Origin of the sequence: Clostridium prolinivorans (genome assembly GCF_004011155.1) — a bacterium.
GTDB lineage: Bacteria > Bacillota > Clostridia > Clostridiales > Clostridiaceae > Clostridium_AT > Clostridium_AT prolinivorans.
This window is the reverse complement of the sequence record NZ_RJWG01000001.1, coordinates 312,637-335,856: the sequence shown is the minus strand read 5'-3', so window position 1 is coordinate 335,856 and position 23,220 is coordinate 312,637. Positions and strand designations below refer to the sequence as shown.

General features: G+C 26.2%; 25 protein-coding genes. 24 read left to right on the top strand and 1 reads right to left on the bottom strand.

Translation table 11 applies throughout. The annotated features are described in order from the left end of the window. The first annotated feature begins 68 nt into the window (after positions 1–68). The 6 genes from rimM (at position 69) to EGD97_RS01600 (ending at position 4,029) form a co-directional block, all read left to right on the top strand. Positions 69–557, top strand: coding sequence for a ribosome maturation factor RimM (rimM, locus tag EGD97_RS01625; RefSeq protein WP_078681606.1), 489 nt, complete (start codon positions 69–71; stop codon positions 555–557). Continuing rightward, positions 554–1,261, top strand: a complete 708-nt coding sequence (trmD, locus tag EGD97_RS01620) for a tRNA (guanosine(37)-N1)-methyltransferase TrmD (protein WP_164850138.1) — start codon at positions 554–556, stop codon at positions 1,259–1,261. The genes rimM and trmD overlap by 4 nt, the downstream gene beginning before the upstream one ends. 121 nt (positions 1,262–1,382) lie before the next feature. Next, a complete protein-coding gene (gene rplS, locus EGD97_RS01615; protein WP_078681608.1) occupies positions 1,383–1,727 on the top strand; it encodes a 50S ribosomal protein L19 in 345 nt (114 codons plus the stop codon). A gap of 46 nt (positions 1,728–1,773) precedes the next feature. Beyond that, positions 1,774–2,289, top strand: a complete 516-nt coding sequence (gene lepB / locus EGD97_RS01610; RefSeq protein WP_078681609.1) for a signal peptidase I — start codon at positions 1,774–1,776, stop codon at positions 2,287–2,289. 2 nt (positions 2,290–2,291) lie between these two features. Then, the gene (ylqF, locus tag EGD97_RS01605) at positions 2,292–3,134 is read left to right on the top strand and encodes a ribosome biogenesis GTPase YlqF (protein ID WP_078681610.1); all 843 of its coding nucleotides are present in this window, start codon (positions 2,292–2,294) and stop codon (positions 3,132–3,134) included. 25 nt (positions 3,135–3,159) lie between these two features. Then, positions 3,160–4,029, top strand: a complete 870-nt coding sequence (locus tag EGD97_RS01600) for a ribonuclease HII (protein WP_228201958.1) — start codon at positions 3,160–3,162, stop codon at positions 4,027–4,029. A gap of 5 nt (positions 4,030–4,034) precedes the next feature. Here the strand turns inward: EGD97_RS01600 and EGD97_RS01595 are convergent, their stop codons facing one another. Next, entirely contained in the window at positions 4,035–4,403 is a 369-nt protein-coding gene (locus tag EGD97_RS01595; protein WP_078681611.1) for a YraN family protein, read from the bottom strand. Between the two features lie 146 nt (positions 4,404–4,549). Between EGD97_RS01595 and EGD97_RS01590 the strand changes: the two genes are divergently transcribed. The 18 genes from EGD97_RS01590 (at position 4,550) to infB (ending at position 23,214) form a co-directional block, all read left to right on the top strand. Continuing rightward, positions 4,550–6,073: a YifB family Mg chelatase-like AAA ATPase gene (locus EGD97_RS01590; RefSeq protein ID WP_078681612.1), complete on the top strand. Its 1,524-nt coding sequence runs from the start codon at positions 4,550–4,552 to the stop codon at positions 6,071–6,073. A gap of 13 nt (positions 6,074–6,086) precedes the next feature. Continuing rightward, positions 6,087–7,130 carry a DNA-processing protein DprA gene (gene dprA, locus EGD97_RS01585; protein WP_078681613.1) on the top strand — a complete coding sequence of 348 codons (1,044 nt, stop codon included), beginning with the start codon at positions 6,087–6,089 and terminating at the stop codon, positions 7,128–7,130. A gap of 149 nt (positions 7,131–7,279) precedes the next feature. After that, positions 7,280–9,364, top strand: a complete 2,085-nt coding sequence (gene topA / locus EGD97_RS01580) for a type I DNA topoisomerase (RefSeq protein ID WP_078681614.1) — start codon at positions 7,280–7,282, stop codon at positions 9,362–9,364. A gap of 188 nt (positions 9,365–9,552) precedes the next feature. Beyond that, positions 9,553–10,329 (top strand): GTP-sensing pleiotropic transcriptional regulator CodY, encoded by a 777-nt coding sequence (gene codY, locus EGD97_RS01575; protein WP_078681615.1) that lies wholly within the window; start codon positions 9,553–9,555, stop codon positions 10,327–10,329. 215 nt (positions 10,330–10,544) lie between these two features. Next, positions 10,545–11,246, top strand: a complete 702-nt coding sequence (rpsB, locus tag EGD97_RS01570; protein WP_078681616.1) for a 30S ribosomal protein S2 — start codon at positions 10,545–10,547, stop codon at positions 11,244–11,246. A 93-nt stretch (positions 11,247–11,339) separates the two neighbouring features. Continuing rightward, a complete protein-coding gene (tsf, locus tag EGD97_RS01565) occupies positions 11,340–12,260 on the top strand; it encodes a translation elongation factor Ts (RefSeq protein WP_078681617.1) in 921 nt (306 codons plus the stop codon). A gap of 100 nt (positions 12,261–12,360) precedes the next feature. Continuing rightward, complete coding sequence (gene pyrH / locus EGD97_RS01560; protein WP_078681618.1) at positions 12,361–13,071, top strand: UMP kinase; 711 nt, start codon at positions 12,361–12,363, stop codon at positions 13,069–13,071. Between the two features lie 76 nt (positions 13,072–13,147). Further along, complete coding sequence (gene frr / locus EGD97_RS01555; RefSeq protein ID WP_078681744.1) at positions 13,148–13,705, top strand: ribosome recycling factor; 558 nt, start codon at positions 13,148–13,150, stop codon at positions 13,703–13,705. Between the two features lie 68 nt (positions 13,706–13,773). Next, entirely contained in the window at positions 13,774–14,553 is a 780-nt protein-coding gene (locus tag EGD97_RS01550) for an isoprenyl transferase (RefSeq protein WP_078681619.1), read from the top strand. Positions 14,554–14,560: 7 nt separating this feature from the next. Further along, the gene (locus EGD97_RS01545; protein WP_078681620.1) at positions 14,561–15,361 is read left to right on the top strand and encodes a phosphatidate cytidylyltransferase; all 801 of its coding nucleotides are present in this window, start codon (positions 14,561–14,563) and stop codon (positions 15,359–15,361) included. A gap of 91 nt (positions 15,362–15,452) precedes the next feature. Further along, on the top strand, positions 15,453–16,610 hold the full coding sequence (locus EGD97_RS01540; RefSeq protein WP_127836389.1) for a 1-deoxy-D-xylulose-5-phosphate reductoisomerase: 1,158 nt from the start codon (positions 15,453–15,455) through the stop codon (positions 16,608–16,610). Positions 16,611–16,627: 17 nt separating this feature from the next. Continuing rightward, positions 16,628–17,650, top strand: coding sequence for an RIP metalloprotease RseP (gene rseP / locus EGD97_RS01535; protein WP_180376944.1), 1,023 nt, complete (start codon positions 16,628–16,630; stop codon positions 17,648–17,650). Between the two features lie 15 nt (positions 17,651–17,665). Beyond that, positions 17,666–18,724 (top strand): flavodoxin-dependent (E)-4-hydroxy-3-methylbut-2-enyl-diphosphate synthase, encoded by a 1,059-nt coding sequence (gene ispG, locus EGD97_RS01530; protein WP_078681622.1) that lies wholly within the window; start codon positions 17,666–17,668, stop codon positions 18,722–18,724. 303 nt (positions 18,725–19,027) lie between these two features. Beyond that, on the top strand, positions 19,028–19,489 hold the full coding sequence (gene rimP / locus EGD97_RS01525) for a ribosome maturation factor RimP (RefSeq protein ID WP_265936964.1): 462 nt from the start codon (positions 19,028–19,030) through the stop codon (positions 19,487–19,489). A 16-nt stretch (positions 19,490–19,505) separates the two neighbouring features. Beyond that, complete coding sequence (gene nusA, locus EGD97_RS01520; RefSeq protein ID WP_078681623.1) at positions 19,506–20,564, top strand: transcription termination factor NusA; 1,059 nt, start codon at positions 19,506–19,508, stop codon at positions 20,562–20,564. Next, positions 20,561–20,830, top strand: a complete 270-nt coding sequence (gene rnpM / locus EGD97_RS01515; RefSeq protein ID WP_078681624.1) for an RNase P modulator RnpM — start codon at positions 20,561–20,563, stop codon at positions 20,828–20,830. Before nusA ends, rnpM begins: the two co-directional genes overlap by 4 nt. Beyond that, a complete protein-coding gene (locus EGD97_RS01510; RefSeq protein WP_078681625.1) occupies positions 20,820–21,125 on the top strand; it encodes a ribosomal L7Ae/L30e/S12e/Gadd45 family protein in 306 nt (101 codons plus the stop codon). The genes rnpM and EGD97_RS01510 overlap by 11 nt, the downstream gene beginning before the upstream one ends. Before the next feature lie 19 nt (positions 21,126–21,144). Beyond that, complete coding sequence (gene infB / locus EGD97_RS01505) at positions 21,145–23,214, top strand: translation initiation factor IF-2 (RefSeq protein ID WP_078681626.1); 2,070 nt, start codon at positions 21,145–21,147, stop codon at positions 23,212–23,214. Positions 23,215–23,220: the final 6 nt, after the last annotated feature.

The window sequence follows — 23,220 nt, the reverse complement described above, 5'->3', positions numbered from 1 at the left end:
ACTATAATATATTAATTTTTTTGAAATATTAGTGTAATATATTATATATAATAAGAAGGTGATAAAAATTGAAGGAATTTTTAGCAATAGGTCAAATAATAAATACACATGGAATAAAAGGTGAAGTAAAAGTCTATCCTTTAACTGATGATATAAAAAGATTTAGAAAAGTAAAAACAGCATACATTGATGGTGTATGTAAAAATATAATTTGGTGCAAAATTCAAAGTAATAAAGTAATATTAAAAATAGAAGGAATAGATAGTATTGAAGAAGCGGAAAAATATAAAAATAAGTATATTGAAGTAAGTCGTAATGAAGCGGTAGAACTTTCAGAAGGAGAATATTTTATAGCTGATATAATAGGTTGTAAGGTATTCGATAAAAATAATATTGAATTGGGTGAAGTTTATGATGTGATTAAAACAGGTAGTAATGATGTTTATTGGGTAAAAGGTAAAAAGGAAATATTAGTACCAGCATTAAAAAATATAATATTAGATATTAACATAATTGAAAATAAAATTATAATAAAACCATTAGAGGAGTGGCAATGAGAATACATATATTAACTATTTTCCCTGAAATGTTTGATATTTTTAAATTTAGTATAATAGGAAGAGCAATAAAAAATAATATAATTCAAATAAATACTGTAAATATAAGGGATTATTCTAAAGATAAGCATAAAAAAGTAGATGATTATCCTTATGGTGGAGGTCCTGGTATGATTATGTCTCCACAGCCAATTATAGATTCTATAAGAGCTACAAAACTTATAAACAAAGGTAAGGTCGTATTTTTAGGACCTAGAGGAAGAACTTTTAATCAAAAGATAGCTAAAGAGCTTTCTTCAAATTCAGAAATAATTTTTTTATGTGGTCACTACGAAGGAATTGATGAAAGAGTTTATAAATATATAGATGATGAGATTTCACTTGGTGATTTTATACTTACAGGTGGTGAAATGGCCTGTATTCCTATAATTGATAGTATATGCAGATTAGTTCCTGGAGTATTATCAAATAATGAAAGTTATATTAATGAATCTTTTTACAATGGCCTTCTAGAATACCCTCAATATACTAGACCTGAATGTTTTGAAGGAGATTGTGTACCTAAAATTTTATTATCAGGCCACCATAAAAATATAGAAAAATGGAGAAGAATGCAGTCTCTTAAAATTACTAAAGAAAAACGAATAGATCTTTTTAATAAAATAAAATTATCTGAAGAAGATAAAAAAATATTAAAAGACTAATTATATATTGCATATACATAATTTATATGATAAAATACAATTTGTATTTGTGCTAGTACGGGCGTTCCTCTGACAAGTTAACGGTCAAGAACGTCAAAAAAATGTAAGGAGGGAATGCACAATGTTAGATATTATTAAAGCTATAGAATCAGAACAAATTAGAACTGATTTACCTCAGTTTAATGTAGGTGATACAGTTAAAGTTCATGTTAGAGTTAAAGAAGGTAACAGAGAAAGAATTCAAATTTTTGAAGGCATTGTTCTCAAAAGACAAAACGGAGGAATTAGAGAAACATTTACAGTAAGAAGAGTTTCTTATGGTGTAGGTGTTGAAAGAACATTCCCTGTTAATTCTCCTAGTATAGCAAAAATTGAAGTTGTAAGAAGAGGTAAAGTAAGAAGAGCTAAACTATTCTATTTAAGAGATAGAGTTGGTAAAGCTGCAAAAGTAAAAGAAATAATATAAAAATTGGGCTTCTAAGCCCTTTTTTACTTATGAGAAGGTGTAAACATTGTTGAAAAGCTTAATAGAATTAATTAAATCTATCATAATAGCTATAATTGCAGCTATACTTATAATTACTTTTGTTTTTGAAACTGTGAGTGTAGATGGCCAATCTATGTTTCCAACATTAAATCATAAAGATAGACTTATTGTTCAAAAGGTTTCTTATTATTTTAGTAAGCCTAAAAAAGGAGATATAATTGTTTTTAAATATCCTTCTGATACAAGAGAAAAATTTATAAAAAGAATTGTTGCTGTTGCTGGTGATAAAGTTAAAATTGAAAACAATAAACTATATGTAAATGAAGTAGAAGTATATGAACCTTATTTAAATGAAAAATTTATAAATGGTTCTTATAATGAAGTTGTTGTTCCTGAAAATACATTTTTCGTTTTAGGGGATAATAGAAATTATAGTAGAGATAGCCGCTATCCAGACGTAGGTTTTGTTAATAATAAACTTATAGTAGGGAAAGCCTCATTTAGAATATATCCATTTAATAGAATAGGAAGGATTAGATAAATATGCCTATAAATTGGTTTCCAGGACATATGGCCAAAACAAAGAGAGAATTAAAAGAAAATATAAAATTTGTAGATATAGTAATAGAAATAAGAGATGCAAGAATAGTTAAATCTAGTAGTAATCCTGAAATTGATGACATTTGTGGGAATAAACCTAGAATTATATTATTAAATAAAAGTGATTTAAGTGAAAGCACAATAACTAATCAATGGATAAAAAAACTTTCAAATAATAATATGAGAGCTGTATCAATCAATAGTTTAACTGGATTAGGAATTAATAATATAAAACCTATGATTAATGAGCTCTTAAAAGAAAAACATGATAAAATGAAAGCCAAAGGAATGGTTAATATTAAAACACGAGCTATGGTAGTAGGCATACCTAATGTAGGTAAATCTTCTTTTATAAATAGAATGGCACAAAATAGCATAGCCAAAATTGGAGATAAACCAGGTATCACAAAAAGCAAACAATGGATAAAAACTAAATTAGGAATTGAACTTATGGATACACCAGGAATATTATGGCCTAAATTTGAGGATGATGAAGTAGCGCTTAATTTAGCATTTACAGGTGCTATAAAAGATGAAATTATGGATATTGAAGAATTAGCTTTAAAATTAATTGAACGACTCCAAAAATTTTATCCTGATAGATTAATACAAAGATATAAACTTGAAGAACTAACCAATGATCCTGTTTTAAATATAAATTCTATTGCACGTAAAAGAGGAACTATATTATCTGGAGGCAAAATAGATTATAACAGAGTATCTATTTTATTATTAGATGAATTTAGAGGTGGAAAATTGGGTCCTATATCTTTAGAAAGACCTTAATTTAATAATATTATGGAGAAAATTTATGAAAATTTTAAATGAATTTAATAAAGAAATTAACAACTTCTCGAATATGAGTTATTTAAATATAAAATCGTATTTAGAAGAATTAGAACAAAATTTATCTTCTTTTAATGAAAAAGAGGAAGTTCTTAGTAATATAGCGAATGTTTTGAAAAAAGATAATAGAAAAAATGTACAAAATCTGGCATTTAAAATTCTAAAATCAATAGAAATAAGAAATAAAGAATTGCAAAGAGTAAAAAAAATGTACTCTTTTGATATAAAATATTTAAAATCTAAATATATTGCTGGTGTAGATGAAGTAGGAAGAGGACCTTTGGCTGGTCCTATTGTAGCTGCAGCAGTAATATTAAATTTAGAAATAATGAATGATAATGATTTAATATTAGGAATTAAAGATTCAAAAAAATTATCTTCTAAAGATAGAGAAGAACTTTCTTCTATAATAAAAAATAAAGCTATATGTTATAACATATCTTTATTAGATAATGTATCAATAGATACTAATGGTATTACATGGTGCAATAACATGGTATTTAAAATGGCTGTTAATGGATTAAATATAAAACCTAATTTTGTTATTTCTGATGGATATAGAATTAAAGATATTAATATAGAAAATGATTATGCTATAAAAGGTGATGAAAAAAGTGCCAGTATTGCTTGTGCATCCATAATTGCTAAAGTATATAGAGATAATTTAATGAAAAAATATGCAAAATTATATCCTCAATATGGATTTGATCTAAATTCGGGATATGGCACAAGAGAACATATTAAAGCTATTAAAGAATATGGAATATGTAAAATACATAGAAAATCTTTTTTGAAAAATATACTTTCAGATATAAGTACATCTAGTATTACTTAGTGTACTTATATCTGAAATGCATTTTTAATTAATTTAATTGAATATTTATTATTTTTATTATTTAACATAATTTCTATAACATCGAATCTAAAATTAAATTTATAAAATTTTTTATTCATAATATAATATTGTGCAATTTTATATATTTTATATTGTTTTGAATGAGTTACAGCTTCTCCAGGACTTCCATATATATTACTATACCTTGTTTTAACTTCTATAAATACAATATAGTCTTTATCCTTACCTATTATATCTATTTCTCCTATTTTACAATTAAAGTTTCTTTCAAGTATAACATATCCATATTTTTTTAAATATTTAACTGCAATTTCTTCTCCTAAGAATCCAACTTCTTTATTTAATCTTTTCAAAATATATCACTCTTTCCCAAATTTTTATATAAATAATTATATCCATATTTAATGAATATATATAATTTACAAAATAAAAATATATATTAAAAATTAGTTATATAAATACCTCTTATTGTCAATAATTTATTTTTAGAGGTGATATTATGGCTATTCACGTAACTACTGCAACTTTTTATGGAATAGAGGGATTTATTGTTTCTGTAGAAATAGATATTTCTAATGGATTACCATCTTTTAATATTGTAGGGTTAGCAGATATTTCTGTAAAAGAATCAAAGGAAAGGGTACGCGCTGCAATTATAAATTCTGGATTTGAATTTCCAATTAATAGAATCACAATTAACTTGGCTCCTGCAGACTTAAAAAAGGAAGGTTCTCAATTTGACCTTCCAATAGCTATTGGAATATTATTAGCTACTAACCAAATAAAATCAAATAATTTAAATAATTATTTGATTTTGGGCGAATTATCATTATCTGGAGAATTAAAAAAAATTAAAGGTGCATTACCTATAGTTATTGAAGGAATTAAAAATAACATTGTAAATTTTATAATTCCTTCAGCAAATGAAAAAGAATGTTGTATAGTAAAAAATTCAAACATATATTCGTTTGAAAATTTAAATCAAGTAGCAGCATTTTTAGAGAATAATGATATGTTACCTTATAAATCTGATGAAATCAGTATAGATACAGAAACTATTTATAATTATGATTTTGAAGAGGTACTTGGACAAGAAAGTTGTAAAAGAGCTATAGAAATAGCTGCAGCAGGTGGGCATAATATATTATTATTTGGTCCCCCTGGATCTGGTAAAAGTATGATTGCTAATAGAATACCTTCTATTTTACCTAAATTAAGTTATGATGAAGCATTGGAAGTAACAAAAATATATAGTGTATCTGGAAATTTAAAAGAAGAAATATTAATAAGGAATAGACCTTTTAGGAATCCACATCATACAAGTTCAACTGTAGCTCTGGTTGGAGGAGGTCGTAATATTACTCCAGGTGAAATATCCTTAGCACATAATGGAGTATTATTTTTAGATGAATTATTGGAATTTAAAAAAAGTGTACTTGAAGTGTTAAGGCAACCTTTAGAAGATAGAAAAATTACTATATCTCGTTCTATAGGTAGTGTGACTTATCCAGCTAATTTTATGTTAGTTGCTGCATTGAATCCATGCCCATGTGGATTTTATGGGAGCAATATAAAACAATGTGTTTGCACTGAATATGAAAGAAAAAAATATTTACATAAGCTTTCTGGACCAATTATAGATCGCATAGATATTTTTACATTTGTTTCATCTTTAAGTTATAAAGAAATAAATGAAAATAAAAAAACAGAAAATTCCCAAACTATAAGAAAAAGAGTAGAAGCTGCAAGAGAAATACAAAAAAATAGATTTAAAGAAGATAATATATATTGTAATTCTGAAATGAATCAACGATTAATAAAAAAATATTGTAAATTAAGTACGAAAAGTAATAGTTTATTAGAAAAAATTTATGATAAATATCATTTAAGTAATAGAGCCTATAGTAGAATACTTAAACTTTCACGTACAATTGCAGATTTAAATGATAGCGAATATATAAAAGATAGCGACGTTATTGAAGCAATTCAATATAGAAAATTTTTAGATGAAAATATAGTTTAAGGAGTTAAGTAAAATGACAGATTATGATATTTGGTTTTCTACTCTTAAGTTATCAAATAAAATCAAATTAGACCTTATTAAAGAATATAAAAATACCGAAAACATATGGGAAAATTGTAAGTTAGATAAAATTAAAAATAGTTGGAATAATAATCTTATAAAAGATATAAAAAACATTATTAATAGTAATAACATTAAAATGGTACATTATAATGATATTTTATATCCCAATAAACTTAAAGAAATTGAAAATGCTCCAACTACATTATTTTATAAAGGGGATATAAGCAGGTTAAATGAAGAATATAATGTTTCTATAGTAGGTTCAAGGAATTCTACTAATTATGGGTTAAATGTCACTAAAATATTATCTTGTGAACTTACAAAAAATAATATAAATATAATAAGTGGAATGGCAAGAGGGATAGATAGTTGTGCTCAAAATACTTGCATAAACAACAAAGGTTATACTTGTGCTATTTTAGGATGCGGGTTAGACATTATTTATCCAAAAGAAAATAAAGAATTATATAATCAAATAGCTTATTCTGGTTGTTTAATATCTGAATATTTGCCAGGGACACCACCTCTTTCTATAAATTTTCCTATAAGAAATAGGATAATTAGTGGACTAAGTGATATTGTTATAATAGTAGAAGCTGGTATAAAAAGTGGTTCTTTAATTACTGCCAGTATGGCATTAGAACAAGGTAAAGATGTAATGGCTGTACCAGGTTCTATATTTTCAGAACAAAGTAAAGGATGTAACAAATTGATAAGAGATGGAGCTTATCCTGTTACATGTATAGAGGATGTATTTAGAATTTTAAATATTGATTATAAATCTACAAAAAAGAAAAAAATACAAAAATTTACTAAAGAACAAGAAAAAATATGTTCAGTTTTAAGTGATGAACCTATACATATTGATGATATACTTAAAATAACTGATATTGACATTAATCATTTATATGAGGTATTATTTGAATTGCAACTAAAAGAGGAGATAATATGTTTAGCAGGAAGTTATTATGTAAAAAATCAGCAAAATATTTAACTTTAAATATAATTTGTTAAAGTAAATAATTTATTGTATATTAATAAATAATAGTTTTTACACAAAATTTAATTTCATATATAAGCATAAGGGGGTGAATATCCTGATTTAAATTATTTATATTTATAATAATGAAAATCAGGAGCATTATGGGTCAAAAATTAGTAATTGTTGAATCACCTGCTAAGGCTAAAACCATTGGAAAATATCTAGGGAAAAATTATATAGTAGAAGCTTCAATGGGACATGTAAGGGATCTTCCTAAAAGCCAGCTTGGTGTAGATATAGAAAATCAGTATACTCCTAAATATATAACTATTAGAGGGAAAGGTGAACTTTTAGATAAACTTAAGAAAGTTGCTAAAAAAAGTGAAAAAATTTATTTGGCTACTGACCCTGATAGAGAAGGAGAAGCTATTTCATGGCATTTAGCTCAAATATTAAATATAGATCAAGCTGAAAAATGTAGAATTGAATTTAATGAAATTACAAAAAATGCAGTAAAGAATGCAATAAAAGCACCAAGAACTATAAACTCTAATTTAGTTAATGCACAGCAAGCAAGAAGAATATTAGACAGATTGGTAGGTTATGAAATAAGTCCTGTACTGTGGAAAAAGATAAAATGGGGACTTAGCGCTGGCAGAGTACAATCCGTAGCGCTTAAATTAATTTGCGATAGAGAAAAAGAAATTAAAGAATTTGTACCTAAAGAATATTGGTCTATAGAATGTAAATTACATAAAAATGGAGATAAAAAAACTTTTATAGTAAAATTATTATCTAAAAATAATGATAAAATTGAAATTAATTCTGAAGAAGAAAGTAATAAAATTATTTCACAGCTTGAAAATGGAGAATTTATTGTAAGCAAAATAAAAAAATCACAAAAAAATAAAAATCCACTTCCTCCATTTACTACAAGTACGCTTCAACAAGATGCATATAAAAAATTAAATTATACTACTAAAAAAACTATGTCAATTGCTCAACAGCTTTATGAAGGAATTGATATAAAAGGGCATGGGACTTTAGGCTTAATAACTTATATGAGAACAGATTCAGTAAGAGTTTCAAGTGAAGCACAAAAATCAGCTAGAGACTTTATATCAAATACTTATGGTGCAGATTATATACCAAGTAATCCAAGAATTTTTAAAGGAAAGAAAAATATTCAAGATGCACATGAAGCTATAAGACCAACATATATAGAATTAACTCCAGATATAGTAAAAGAAAGTTTAAAAGATGAACAATACAAATTATATAAACTTATTTGGAATAGATTTATGGCAAGTCAAATGTCTTCATGTATATTGAATACTATATCTATAGATATAATAAATGGTGAATATACTTTTAAAGCTCATGGATCTAGTATTAAATTTGAAGGCTTTATGAAATTATATGAATATTTATCTCAAGAAGAAGAAGAAGCTATCAATATTCCTGAACTTTCAGAAGGAGAAATTTTAAGTAAAATTTCAATAAATGGAGTTCAGCATTTTACACAGCCTTTACCGAGATTTTCGGAAGCATCGCTTGTAAAAACATTAGAAGAAAATGGAATAGGAAGACCTAGCACATATGCTCCTATTATCTCTACTCTTCTAGATAGAAAATATATTGAAAGAAATAAAAAAACTTTAATTCCAACTGAATTGGGAACAATAGTAAATAGTATGTTAAGTCATTATTTTAAAGAAATTGTTGATGTGGAATTTACAGCAGCAATGGAAAGTAAATTAGATAATATAGAAGAGGGAAAAGAAAGTTGGATTGCAGTTGTAGATGAATTTTTTAAACCTATAAAAAAATCTGTAGAAATTGCAGAAAAAGAAATATCTAAAATAACTATAGAAGATAAAGTAAGCGATGTAAAATGTGATAAGTGTGGAAGAAATATGGTAATAAAACATGGTAGATTTGGTGATTTTTTAGCATGTCCTGGGTATCCTGAATGTAAAAATACTAAACCTATAGTAGAACAATTAGATGTTAAATGCCCAAAATGCGGAGGGAATATTTTAATAAAAAAAAGCAAAAAAGGCAAGAAATTCTTTGGATGTAGCAATTATCCTTCTTGTAATTTTGTAAGTTGGTTTGAACCTGTAAATGATAAATGCCCTAATTGCGGTAGTATGATGGTAAAAAAGTACTCAAAAAGTAAGGGCACGATTTTTGAATGTATGAACGAAAATTGTAAAAATAAAATATATAAAGGTGACAAATAAATACAATGTTATTAATATGTCGAATTATATAAAAAGAATGTTGAAAAGTTATATATGTTATGATATCATTTATAAAGGCATAAAAACAATTCTAAATTTTTAAAAAAATCTAACTATATAATAACTACTAGGAAATAATATATATACTTTATAAGGCTATTTATATAAAATTAAGGAGGAAAATAGTAATGTCATCTTTATTAAATAAAACTCGTATGCTTAATAAAATACTACAAAAGTCTGGTACTGAACCTGTTGTTTTTGATGATATTTGTAAATTATTAAGTGATGTTTTAGCATGTAATGTCTATATTATAAGTAGAAAAGGTAAAATTCTAGGGTATAACTTTGGAGAAAATTTTGAATGTGATATAGTACAAAATAAAATAATTAATGAAATGAGATTTCCAGAAAATTATAATAATAAATTACTAAATATTCATGAAACTTTAGCAAATCTTACTAATGAAGGAATTTGTGTTTTTGATGAAGAAAAAAATTGTACTATAAATAATAAGCTTTCTACTATTGTACCTATAAATGGTAATAGAGAAAGATTAGGAACTCTTTTACTTGCTAGATTTGATAATAATTTTACAGATGATGATTTAGTTCTTGCTGAATATAGTGCTACAATTATAGGACTTGAAATTTTAAGATCAAAAAATGAAGAAATAGAAGAAGAAGCTAGAAAAAAAGCAGTTGTACAATTAGCTATTGGAACCTTATCTTATTCTGAACTTGAAGCTGTAGAGCATATATTTAATGAACTAGAAGGAAACGAAGGGTTGCTCGTAGCATCTAAAATTGCTGATAAAGTTGGAATTACAAGATCTGTTATAGTTAATGCGTTAAGAAAATTTGAAAGTGCTGGTGTAATTGAATCTAGATCATTAGGAATGAAAGGAACTCATATTAAAATATTAAATGATAAATTGTTAGATGAATTAAAAAAGATACGTTGATAAAAATATTTTATAATGATTACAGAAATTACACTAAATATAAATAATATAAATTAAATTATTAAAAATTTAATTTATATTATTGAATACTATTAAACCATATGATATACTACATAAGGAATAAATACACACATTATCCAACTTATAAATTGGTGCCAATTAGGTTGTTTATAAGTATGACGATAATGGAGGAAAAACCAAGGAGGTAAAATATAATGTCAGTTATTTCAATGAAACAATTATTAGAAGCAGGTGTTCATTTTGGACATCAAACAAGAAGATGGAATCCTAAAATGGCTCCATATATTTTTACAGAAAGAAATGGGATTTATATTATTGATTTACAAAAAACTGTAAAAAAAATAGAAGAAGCTTATGATTTTATAAAAACTGTATCAGCGGAAGGAAAAGATATATTATTTGTTGGAACAAAAAAACAAGCACAAGAAGCTATACAGGAAGAAGCTATAAGAAGCGGTATGCACTTTGTTACTAACAGATGGTTAGGCGGAATGCTCACTAATTTTAGAACAATTAAGACTAGAATTAAAAGATTGGAAGAATTAAATACGATGGAAGAAGATGGAACATTTGATGTTCTTCCTAAAAAAGAGGTTATAAAATTAAGAAGTGAAAAAGAAAAGTTAGAAAAAAATCTTGGTGGAATTAAAAATATGGATAGCAATAATATAGGTGCTTTATTCGTAGTTGATCCAAGAAAAGAAAAAAATGCAATTTTAGAAGCAAAAATATTAGGGATACCTGTAGTTGCAATTGTAGATACTAATTGTGATCCAGATGAAGTTGATTATGTAATACCAGGTAATGATGATGCTATTAGAGCTGTAAAATTAATTACTGCCAAAATTGCTGATGCTATTATTGAAGGAAGACAAGGAGAGCAATTAGCTGAATAGACTTACTATTAACTTTAATAAGAGTTGTAAAAGATAGATGAAAAATTTCATTTACCTTTTACAACTAATATTTATACATAGGAGGAATTTATTATGATTACTGCACAAATGGTTAAAGAGCTTAGAGAAAGAACCGGTGCTGGAATGATGGAATGCAAGAAGGCGTTAAATGAATCTAATGGAGATTTGGAAAAAGCAATTGAAATTTTAAGAGAAAGAGGGTTGGCTGCAGCTGCTAAAAAAGCTGGAAGAACAGCATCAGAAGGTATAGTAGAAACGTACGTTAGTGAAGATAAAAAATCTGGAGCTATTATTGAAGTTAATTGTGAAACAGATTTTGTTGCAGCAAATAATGAATTTATAACATTCGCTAAAAATATAGCTAAACAAGCATCTTTAACTTCTTCTAATGATATTGAAACATTTATAGCAGAAAAGTACATAGAAGATCCAAATATAACAATTAAGGAAGCTCTTACTGCTTTAATTGCTAAATTAGGAGAAAACATGACAGTTAGAAGATTCCAAAAGTTTTCAATAAAAAACGGTGTTATTCATAGTTATATACATGGTGGTGGAAGAATTGGAGTTTTAGTTGAAGTAGCTTGCGAAAAAGAAAGTGAAGTTGTTTTTGATGTAGCAAAAGATATTGCAATGCAAATAGCAGCCGCTAATCCATTGTTTTTAAGTAAAGATGATGTAGATGAAACTACACTTCAAAAGGAAAGAGAAATTTATAAGGTGCAAGCTTTAAATGAAGGTAAACCAGAAAATATTGCTGAAAAAATGGTAGAAGGAAGAATTCAAAAGTATTATAAAGAAAATTGTTTATTAGAGCAAATTTGGATAAAAAACAGTGACTATACAATAAAGAAATATATTCAAGAAAAATCTAAAGAAGTAGGATCACCAATATCTGTTACAAGATTTGTTAGATACGAAAAAGGCGAAGGAATTGAAAAGAAAGAAGAGAACTTTGCCGAAGAAGTTCGTAAACAAATGAAACAGGGATAAGTTAAAAAGAGAACACCTTGTGTTCTCTTTTTTTAAGATAATTATATTTTAAAATATATACTTTATATATAATTTTTATTATTTTGGAGGTATAATATATATGGAACCAATTAATTACAAAAGAATAATACTTAAACTTTCAGGAGAAGCGTTATCAGGAGAAAATGGGTTTGGGATTGATTTTAATGTTGTTCAAAGAATAGCAGAAGAAATAAAAGAACTTGTTGATCTTGAAATTGAAATAGGTGTAGTAGTTGGAGGTGGAAATATTTGGAGAGGAAGAAGCGGCAAAGGAATGGATAGAACTACTGCTGATTATATGGGAATGTTAGCAACATGTATTAATGCACTAGCATTACAGGATTCTCTTGAAAATATGGGGGTAAATACTAGAGTTCAAACTGCTATAGAAATGAAAGAAATAGCAGAACCTTTTATACGTCGAAGAGCTATGAGACATTTAGAAAAAGGAAGAGTAGTTATATTTGCAGCAGGTACAGGGAATCCATATTTTTCTACAGATACAACTGCAGCTTTAAGAGCTGCAGAAATAGAAGCAAATGCTATATTACTTGCTAAAAAAGTTGATGGAGTTTATGATAAAGATCCAAATGTATACAAAGATGCTGAAAAATATGATAAACTTACTTATATTGAAGTATTAGAACAAGGACTTCAAGTAATGGATTCTACTGCTACATCTTTATGTATGGATAATAATATACCTATAATTGTATTTGGTCTTAATAAGCCTGGAAATATAAAAAAAGCTGTTTTAGGAGAAAAAATTGGTACTATTGTGTCTAAATAATGTAGTTACAAATAAAACTAAAGCAATAATATTAAATAGCCCTAATAACATTAAAAGTAAACAAGGAGGTAATTCTATGATTAAAGAAATTATTCATAATTCCGAAGAAAAAATGAATAAAACTATTCAGATATTAAAAAAAGAATTAGCTTCAATGAAAGCTGGAAGAGCAAATCCAACAATGTTAGATAAAGTAGAGGTAGATTATTATGGAAGTATGGTTCCTATAAATCAAGTTGCAAATATTTCTGCACCTGAGCCTCGAATAATAGTGATTCAACCATGGGAAAAAAGTATGCTTAAAAATATAGAAAAAGCTATATTAAAGTCTGATTTAGGTTTAAATCCATCAAATGATGGATCTATTATTAGACTTATAATTCCAGAACTTACTGAAGAAACTAGAAGAGCTTTAGTTAAAACAGTAAAAAAAAGTGGAGAAGAAAGTAAAGTAGCAATTCGTTCTATAAGAAGAGAAGCAAATGATAAAATTAAAGTTTTAAAAAAGAATAATGAAATTTCCGAAGATGAAATGAAAAAAGCAGAAGAAGACATTCAAAAGAAAACTGATAATTATATTAAAGAAATTGATAAAATTATTGAACTAAAAGAGAAAGAAATTATGTCTATTTAAATCATATTAAAAACCTGCAATTATGCAGGTTTTTAGTTCAATAAATTTTAAAAATGAGAAATTTATGAATGGGGAGAATTTGCGTGTGGAAACTTTTTAATTTACATATAAATAAAGATAAAAAAAATTACTTCGAAATAGATACTGAAAAAATACCTAGACATATAGCAATTATTATGGATGGAAATGGTAGATGGGCGAAAGAAAGAAAGCTTCCAAGATCTGCAGGACATAAAGCTGGTGTAGAAACTATTAGAGAAATAGTTAAAGAGTGTAGTAAACTAAAAATTAATTATTTAACACTTTATGCTTTTTCAACAGAAAATTGGAAAAGACCTAAAGAAGAAGTTTCTACACTTATGAAATTATTAGTAGAATATTTAAGTAAAGAGATTCAAGAACTTAATTCTAATAATGTTGTGATAAATTCTATAGGAGATATTTCAAAACTTCCACTAATTTGTCAAAAAGAATTAATGCATGCTTATGAAGTAACTAAAAATAATACTGGATTGATATTAAATTTGGCATTAAATTATGGTGGAAGAAATGAAATAATAAATGCTTTTAAACAAATGTATAAAGATTTAAAAAATAATAAATTAAAAGAAGAAGAAATATGTGAAAATATATTTTCTAAGTATTTATATACTTCAGGTATGCCAGATCCGGATATAATCATTAGAACTAGTGGCGAGCAAAGATTAAGTAATTTTTTATTATGGCAATGTGCTTATTCAGAATTTTGGATATCAGATGTAAAATGGCCTGATTTTAAAAAAGAGCATCTTCACGAGGCTATTTTAGATTATCAAAGAAGAGATAGAAGATTTGGAGGAGTAAAATAAGATAATTATGAATAAAAGATATGTTGGAGCTATATTATTATCACCTTTATTAATTTTTTTATTTCTTGGAGGTATATATCTCAAATATTTTTTAATGATAATATCATTGATAGGTATGCATGAATTTTATAATGTTTCTAAGAAAAAAGATATAAATTGTTTAAATTATTTAGGATATACATTTTGTATTATATATTATATTTTTTTAAATAAAAATATTAATTTTAAATATATTTTTTTACTATTAATATTTTTTATGTTTGTTATGATGTGCATATCTATAATAAATAATAAATATAATTTTATAGATATTGCTGTAACTGTATTTGGATTTTTATATATAGCTGTGTTTTTTAGTTTTATTATATTAATATATGAAAAAAATAATGGTAATTATTTAATATGGCTTGTATTTTTATCTTCTTGGACATGTGATACAGCTGCTTACTACGTCGGAAAATACTTTGGGAAAAATAAAATATGCCCTCAAATAAGTCCTAATAAAACCATAGAAGGATCTATTGGTGGACTTATAGGAAGCATTGTTATATGTATAATATTTGGAATAATTATTTATAATTTAGGGATAAATATATCTGTATATAATTATATAATAATTGGAATTCTATGCGGTATATTTTGCCAGTTAGGTGATTTAGTAGCCTCATCTATAAAAAGATATGTCAATATAAAAGATTATAGTAATTTAATACCAGGACATGGAGGAATTTTAGATAGATTTGATAGTATACTTTTTGCTTCAGTTATTATTTATTATTATTTAACATTTATTTTAAATAAAGTTTAAGAATTGGACATATAATATAGTAATATCTTATATTCTTTTATACTAAAAATTATTATATTTTTAATAATGTTTTATTAGGAGGAAACTAAAGTTGAAATATATAAGTATTTTAGGAGCAACTGGCTCTATAGGTTCTCAAACTTTAGATGTTATAAGGGAACAAAAGGATGAATTTTCATTAATTGGAATTTCTGCAAATACAAATTTTGATAAAATTGTAGATATAATAAACGAATTTATGCCTAAGTATATTTGTATAACAGATAAGATTACATATAATAAAGTAAAAGAATATTGTAAAATTAAAAATAAAAAATTAGAAATTTTTTATGGCATGGAGGGCTTAAATATAATATCAACGCTTAAAGAAATTGATACAGTAGTTACGTCTATTGTTGGCATGATTGGTCTAATACCTACTTTAAATGCAATAAAGGCAGGGAAAAATATAGCTTTAGCAAATAAAGAAACATTGGTAGTTGGTGGTAATCTTATCAAAGAGGCAGCTTTAAAACATAATATTAATATATTACCAGTTGATTCTGAACATAGTGCTATTTTTCAATGTATTCAAGGTAATAAAAAAGATTACATAAACAAAATATTATTAACAGCTTCAGGAGGCCCTTTTAGAGGCAAAAAAACAGAAGAATTAGTTAATGTTTCTTGTGAAGAAGCACTTAAACACCCTAAATGGAATATGGGTAAAAAAATATCAATAGATTCATCTACACTTATGAATAAAGGATTAGAAGTTATTGAGGCACATTGGTTATTTGACATAGATTACAAAGACATTGAAGTGGTTATACATCCTCAAAGTATTATACATTCAATGGTAGAATATATTGATGGAAGTGTTATAGCTCAATTAGGAAGTACAGACATGAGACTTCCGATACAATATGCATTAAATTATCCTAAAAGAACTACTAGATTAGTTGAACCTTTAAATTTTTATAATATAGGAAATTTAACTTTTGAAAAGCCCGATTTAAATACTTTTAAATGTTTAAAATTAGCATTTGAAGCCGGCATAACTGGAGGAATAATGCCTGCTATATTAAATAGTGCTAATGAAGCTTCAGTAAATTTATTTTTAAAAAATAAAATTAAATTTTTACAAATTGGTGATATTGTTGAAGATTGTCTTAATAAATTTCCTAATATAAATAATTTTACAGTTGAAGATATATTAATTATGGATAAAAATATAAAAGAATATATTTATAAAATGTATAATACATAAATGGAGGTATATTATTAATGAATTTTATTTATATATTGGGTGCTATTTTAGTATTTAGTGTTCTTATAATTATACATGAACTTGGACATTTTATTCTTGCTAAATTAAATGGTGTTAAAGTAGAAGAGTTTTCTATAGGAATGGGCCCTAAAATTTTAGGAATTAAAGGGAAAGAAACTGAATATTTAATAAAGGCTTTACCAATAGGCGGTTATGTAAAGATGCTAGGTGAAGAAGAAAAAAGCTTAGATGAAAGATCTTTTTCAAGCAAATCTCCAGGTAGAAGATTAAGTATAATTGCGGCTGGTCCATTAATGAATTTTATTTTTGCTATTTTGATTTTTGCTATTGTAGGTTCTATAAAAGGTTTTTTTATTCCAGTAGTAAGTAAAGTGGATCAAAATCTTCCTGCATATTATTCTGGAATTAAAGAGAATGACAAAATAATAAGTATAAATAATAAAAAAATAAGAAATTGGGAAGATTTTTCATCAGAAATGTATATGTCAAAAGGAGAAAGTGTAAATATTGGAATAGAACGAAATAATGAAATAAAAATTATAAATGTTACTCCTGTAAAAGATGAAAATCAAAATAAATTTGTATTAGGGATTTATCCAACTTTACTTGAAAATCCAGGAATATTCAAATCTTTAGAATATGGGGTTAATCAAACCATTACCATAATAAAACAAGTTTTTGGAGCATTTAAATCATTATTTACCGGGAAAGCAAGTGCAGATGACTTTGGCGGACCTATTTCAATTATTAGAGTTTCTACTAAAGTTGCAGAAGCAGGAATTGTTCCTTTAATAACTTTTGCTGCATTTATTAGTGTGCAATTAGCTATATTTAATATAATACCTTTTCCAGCATTAGATGGTGGATGGATATTTTTATTATTATTCGAAATCATAACTAGAAAAAAAATTGATGATAATAAAGTTGGAGTTATAAATTACATAGGTTTTGTTATACTTATGGCTTTAATGATAGTTGTTCTTATCAAAGATATACTTCATCCAATAAATTTGAATTAATTTAAGGAGATAAAAATGGAAAGACGAAAGACTAGAAAAATAAAAGTAGGCAATATATTTATAGGAGGAAATTCTCCAATTGCTGTTCAATCTATGACCAATACAGATACTAAAGATATAAAATCTACAGTATCACAAATTTTAAAATTAGAAAAATTAGGATGTGATATAATAAGATGTGCTGTTCCCGATATAGAATCAGCACAAGCTTTAAAGACAATTTGTTCTCAAATACATATTCCTCTTGTAGCAGACATACATTTTGATTATCGTCTAGCTCTTCTTTCTATTGAAAATGGAGTATCTGCTTTAAGAATAAATCCTGGAAATATTGGGAACCAAGATAGGATTGAAGCTGTTGCTAATGCATGTAAAAATAAAGGTATACCTATTAGAATAGGTGTAAACTCAGGTTCTCTTGAAAAAGATATTTTAAAAAAATATGGGAAAGTATGCCCAGAGGCTTTAGTAGAAAGTGCTTTAAGGCATGTAAATATCCTTGAAAGTTTAAATTTTTATGACATTGTAATATCTATTAAATCTTCAAATGTAATGCAAATGATAGAAAGTTATAGAATTATATCACAAAAAATTGATTATCCTTTACATTTAGGAGTAACAGAATCTGGAACTTTATGGAGAGGAACAATAAAATCTAGTATAGGAATAGGAACTTTGTTATGTGAAGGGATAGGAGATACTATTAGAGTTTCTCTTACAGGAGATCCTGCAGAAGAAATAAAAGTAGGAAAAGAAATTTTAAAATCTATAGGATATTTAAAAGAAGGAATAGAGTTTATTTCTTGTCCTACATGTGGAAGAACTCAAATAGATTTAATTAAAATAGCAAAAGAAGTAGAAGAAAAATTATCCAATAAAAATATAAATTTAAAAATTGCAATAATGGGATGTGCTGTTAATGGGCCTGGAGAAGCTAAAGAAGCTGATATAGGAATAGCAGGAGGGAATGGAGAAGGTCTTATATTTAGTAAAGGTAAAATAATAAAAAAAGTAAAAGAAGAAAATCTTGTAGAAGAATTAATTAAAGAAGTTGAAAATATGAAAAATATATAAGTATTTATATATAATACTTATATATTTTTAAAATTATTAAATTATTCTTCTTAAATTATTCTTTCTTAAATAAAAGAATTTTCCCTTGAAATAAATTTTTTATTATGTTAGAATAAATTTAGATAATATTTACAGATAAATTTTGCGAAATAAGTGGGTCTAAAAACCCGCTTTTTCTATTTTTAAAACGCAACTTTTGTTGCGTTTTATTTCAAAATAAAAATAATATAAAAATTAAATTATCTGTATAAAAGTAATATACTTTAAAATTATTGTAAAACATATATGTAAGGAGGGATTGAAGTGAATAATGAATTACTTATGGAAAAAATATTAAAATTAGTTAAACCTATTGTTGAAGAACAAAATTATGAATTATATCATTTAGAATATGTAAAAGAATTTGGTGAAAATTATTTGAGAATATATATAGATAGTCCTAATGGAATTTCTTTAAATGATTGTGAAAAAGTAAGTAGACCAGTAAGTGATATTCTTGATGCTGCAGATCCTATAAAAGAGTCATACTATTTAGAAGTATCTTCACCTGGTATAAATAGAATACTTTATAATGATGCTCATTTAAAAAAATATATAAATAACCTTGTAGATGTTAAATTATCAAAGATTTATAATGGTAAAAAGCGATTTGAAGGTATATTAAAAAATTTCAATTCAAATGAAATTATTATTAGTAATGATGGAATTGATATTATTATACCGAGAGATAAAATAAAATTAATAAGTTTAAAAGGGGATTTATAAGGAGGCTAAAAGATAAATGAATGAAGAATTTATAGAAGCTTTAAAAGAAATAGTAAAAGAAAAGGGCATAAGCGAAGATTTAATATTTGATACTCTTGAAGACGCCTTAGTTGCAGCATATAAAAAGAATTATACAACTGGAAGTACTCAAAATGTTAAAGTAACAATTAATAAAGAGAATGGAGAAACACATGTTTATTCTCAAAAACAAGTAGTTGAAAATTGTGAAAATGAAATAGAACAAATATCATTAGAGGATGCTAAAAAAATAAATCCAAGATTACAAATTGGAGATATAGTAGATATTGAAGTTACTCCTAGAAAATTTGGAAGAGTTGCAGCACAAGCAGCAAAACAAGTTGTTATTCAAAGAATAAAAGAAGCAGAAAGAAATATTATTTATAATGAATTTATAGAAAAAGAATATGATATTATAACTGGTACTGTTATAAGAAAAGATAAAGGAAATGTATTTGTTAGCTTAGGAAAAATAGAAGCAATTCTTGGACCTAATGAACAAATGCCAGGAGAAGAGTACAATTTCAATGATAAAATAAAATTATATATTGTAGAGGTAAAAAATACTACCAAAGGTGCTCAAGTTATTGTTTCAAGAACTCATCCAGGATTAGTAAAAAGACTTTTTGAATTAGAAGTACCAGAAATATTTAATGGAATAGTTGAAATAAAAAGTATATCTAGAGAAGCAGGATCAAGAACTAAAATTGCAGTTTACTCAAATGATGAAAATGTTGATGCTATGGGAGCTTGTGTCGGTCCTAAAGGAATAAGAGTTCAGAATATTGTAAATGAATTAAAAAATGAAAAGATAGATATTATAAAATGGAGTAAGCTGCCAGAAGAATATATAGCGAATGCTTTAAGCCCTGCTAAAGTATTGGATGTATCTTTAGATGAAGAAAATAAATCTGCTAAAGTTGTAGTAGATGACAATCAATTATCTTTAGCAATAGGCAAAGAGGGTCAAAATGTACGATTAGCAGCAAAACTTACAGGATGGAAAATTGATATAAAAAGCAAATCACAAGTTTTGGAGGTAGGTGAAAATTTATGAAAATAAAAAAAGTACCTCAAAGAATGTGTACAGGATGTATGGAAATGAAACCTAAAAAAGAATTAATAAGAATTGTACGAAATAAAGAAGGTGAAGTATCTATAGATTTAACTGGGAAAAAGCCAGGAAGAGGAGCATATATTTGTGATAATATAGAATGTCTTACTAAAGCTTTTAAAACAAAAAGATTGGAAAAAAATTTAGAAGTAAAAGTAAGCGAAGAAATATATAACAAATTAAAGGAAGAGATTATTAATGAAAAATGATTTTCTTCAATTCTTAGGTTTAATAAAAAAAGCTGGTAAATTAATAGAAGGTTATAATAAATGCGAAGATGCAATAAAAAAAGATATTTTACATTTTATAATTATATCAAATGATTGCTCTGAAAATACAAAAAATAAGTTTATTAATTATTGTAACAAATTTAATATTAATTATATACAAAGATATTCTAAAGAGGAATTAGGTAATATACTAGGCAGAAAAGAAATCAACATATTAGGCGTAACTGATAAAAATATGAGTGATAAATTACTCAAAATAATAAATAAAGGTTAAAATACCGGGGGTGTATATATTGTCAAAATTAAGAGTATACGAATTAGCTAAAGAGTTAGAAATTTCTAGTAAAGATTTAATAAATTTACTTTCAGAAGAATTTAATATAAAAGTTAAGAATCATATGAGTGTTATAGAACAAGAAGATGCTGAATTAATAAAAGAATTAATTGAAGAAAGCAAAAAATCCGAAAACAAAAAAAATGATGATGTCTTAGAAAAATATGAAGAATTAGTGGAAGAAAAAATTAAAGTAAAGAAAAACAAGAAAAAAACAAATGATAATATTCTAAATACAAGTTTAAATAATGTAATAGATGATGAGGGAAACAAAGTTATAGAAATTGGAGATACTATTACAGTAAAAGAATTATCAGAAAAATTAAAAAAACCTTCTACTGAGGTTATAAAACAATTAATATTTACAGGGGTAATGGCAGCTATAAATCAAGAAATAGATTTCAATACTGCTTTAAAAGTAGCTGAAAAATTTAATGTAACTCTTATAAAAAAAGAAGAACCTTTAATTAAAATAGATAATGATGATGATGAAAGTTTAGAAGATGATAAAGATAATGAAAAAAGACCTCCTATAGTTACAGTAATGGGCCATGTAGATCATGGGAAAACTTCATTATTAGATGCTATAAGGAAATCAAGAGTAACAGAAACAGAAGCTGGAGGAATTACTCAGCATATAGGTGCATATACCGTAACTATAAATAATGAAAAAATAACTTTTTTAGATACCCCTGGGCACGAAGCATTTACTGCTATGAGAGCTAGAGGTGCTCAAATTACAGATATAGTTATCTTAGTTGTAGCAGCAGATGATGGTATAATGCCTCAAACTGTTGAAGCTATTAATCATTGTAAGGCTGCAAATGTACCAATTATAGTAGCTATTAATAAGATAGATAGAGCGTCTGCAAACCCTGATAAAGTTAAACAAGAGCTAACTGAATATGGGTTAATTCCTGAAGATTGGGGCGGAGATACTATATGTGTTCCTGTATCAGCTCATACAAAAGAAGGAATTGAAAATTTATTAGAAATGGTTATTTTAACAGCTGAAATGCAAGAACTAAAGGGTAATCCTAAAAGAAACGCAAAAGGAACTGTTATAGAAGCAAAATTAGATAAAGGAAGAGGTCCAGTTGCTACTCTTTTGGTGCAAAATGGTACTTTACATGTTGGAGATTCAATACTTGTAGGAACAACTTACGGAAGAATAAGAGCTATGTTTGATGATAAAGGTAAGAAAATAAAATCAGCTGGTCCATCAATACCAGTAGAAGTACTTGGTCTTTCTGAAGTTCCTATTGCAGGAGATAAATTTAATGTGACAAAAGATGAAAAAACTGCACGTGATATGGCAGAAAAAAGAAAAGAGAAACAAAGAACTGAACATTTACAATCTACACATAAAGTTTCTTTAGAAGATTTATATAATCAAATGAAAGAAGGAAAAATAAAAGAATTAGATATAATAGTTAAAGCTGACGTGCAAGGTTCTATAGAAGCTATTAAACAATCTTTAGAAAAGCTCTCTACAGATAATATTAAAATAAGAGTAATTCATGGAGCTGTTGGAGCTATAACCGAAACAGATGTAATATTAGCTGCTGCTTCAAATGCCATAATTATTGGGTTTAATGTTAGACCAGATGTAAATGCTAGTGCATTAGCAGAAAAAGAAAATGTAGATATTAAAACTTATAGAATAATATATAATGCTATTGATGATGTGAAGGCTGCCATGATGGGAATGTTAGACCCTGAGTATAAAGAGGTAATTCTTGGGAAAGCAGAAGTTAGAGTTATCTATAAAATTTCTAATGTTGGTACTATTGCAGGTTGCTATGTAATTGATGGTAAAATTACAAGAAATAGTAATGTAAGAATAATTAGAGATGGTATAGTAATTTTTGAATCTACTTTAGCTTCATTAAAAAGATTTAAAGATGATGTAAAAGAAGTAGCGGCAGGATATGAATGTGGATTAAGTATTGAAAAATTTAATGATATTAAAGAAGGAGATATTATAGAAGCTTATACAATGGAGCAGGTTAAATTAAAACAATTATAGAAAAGG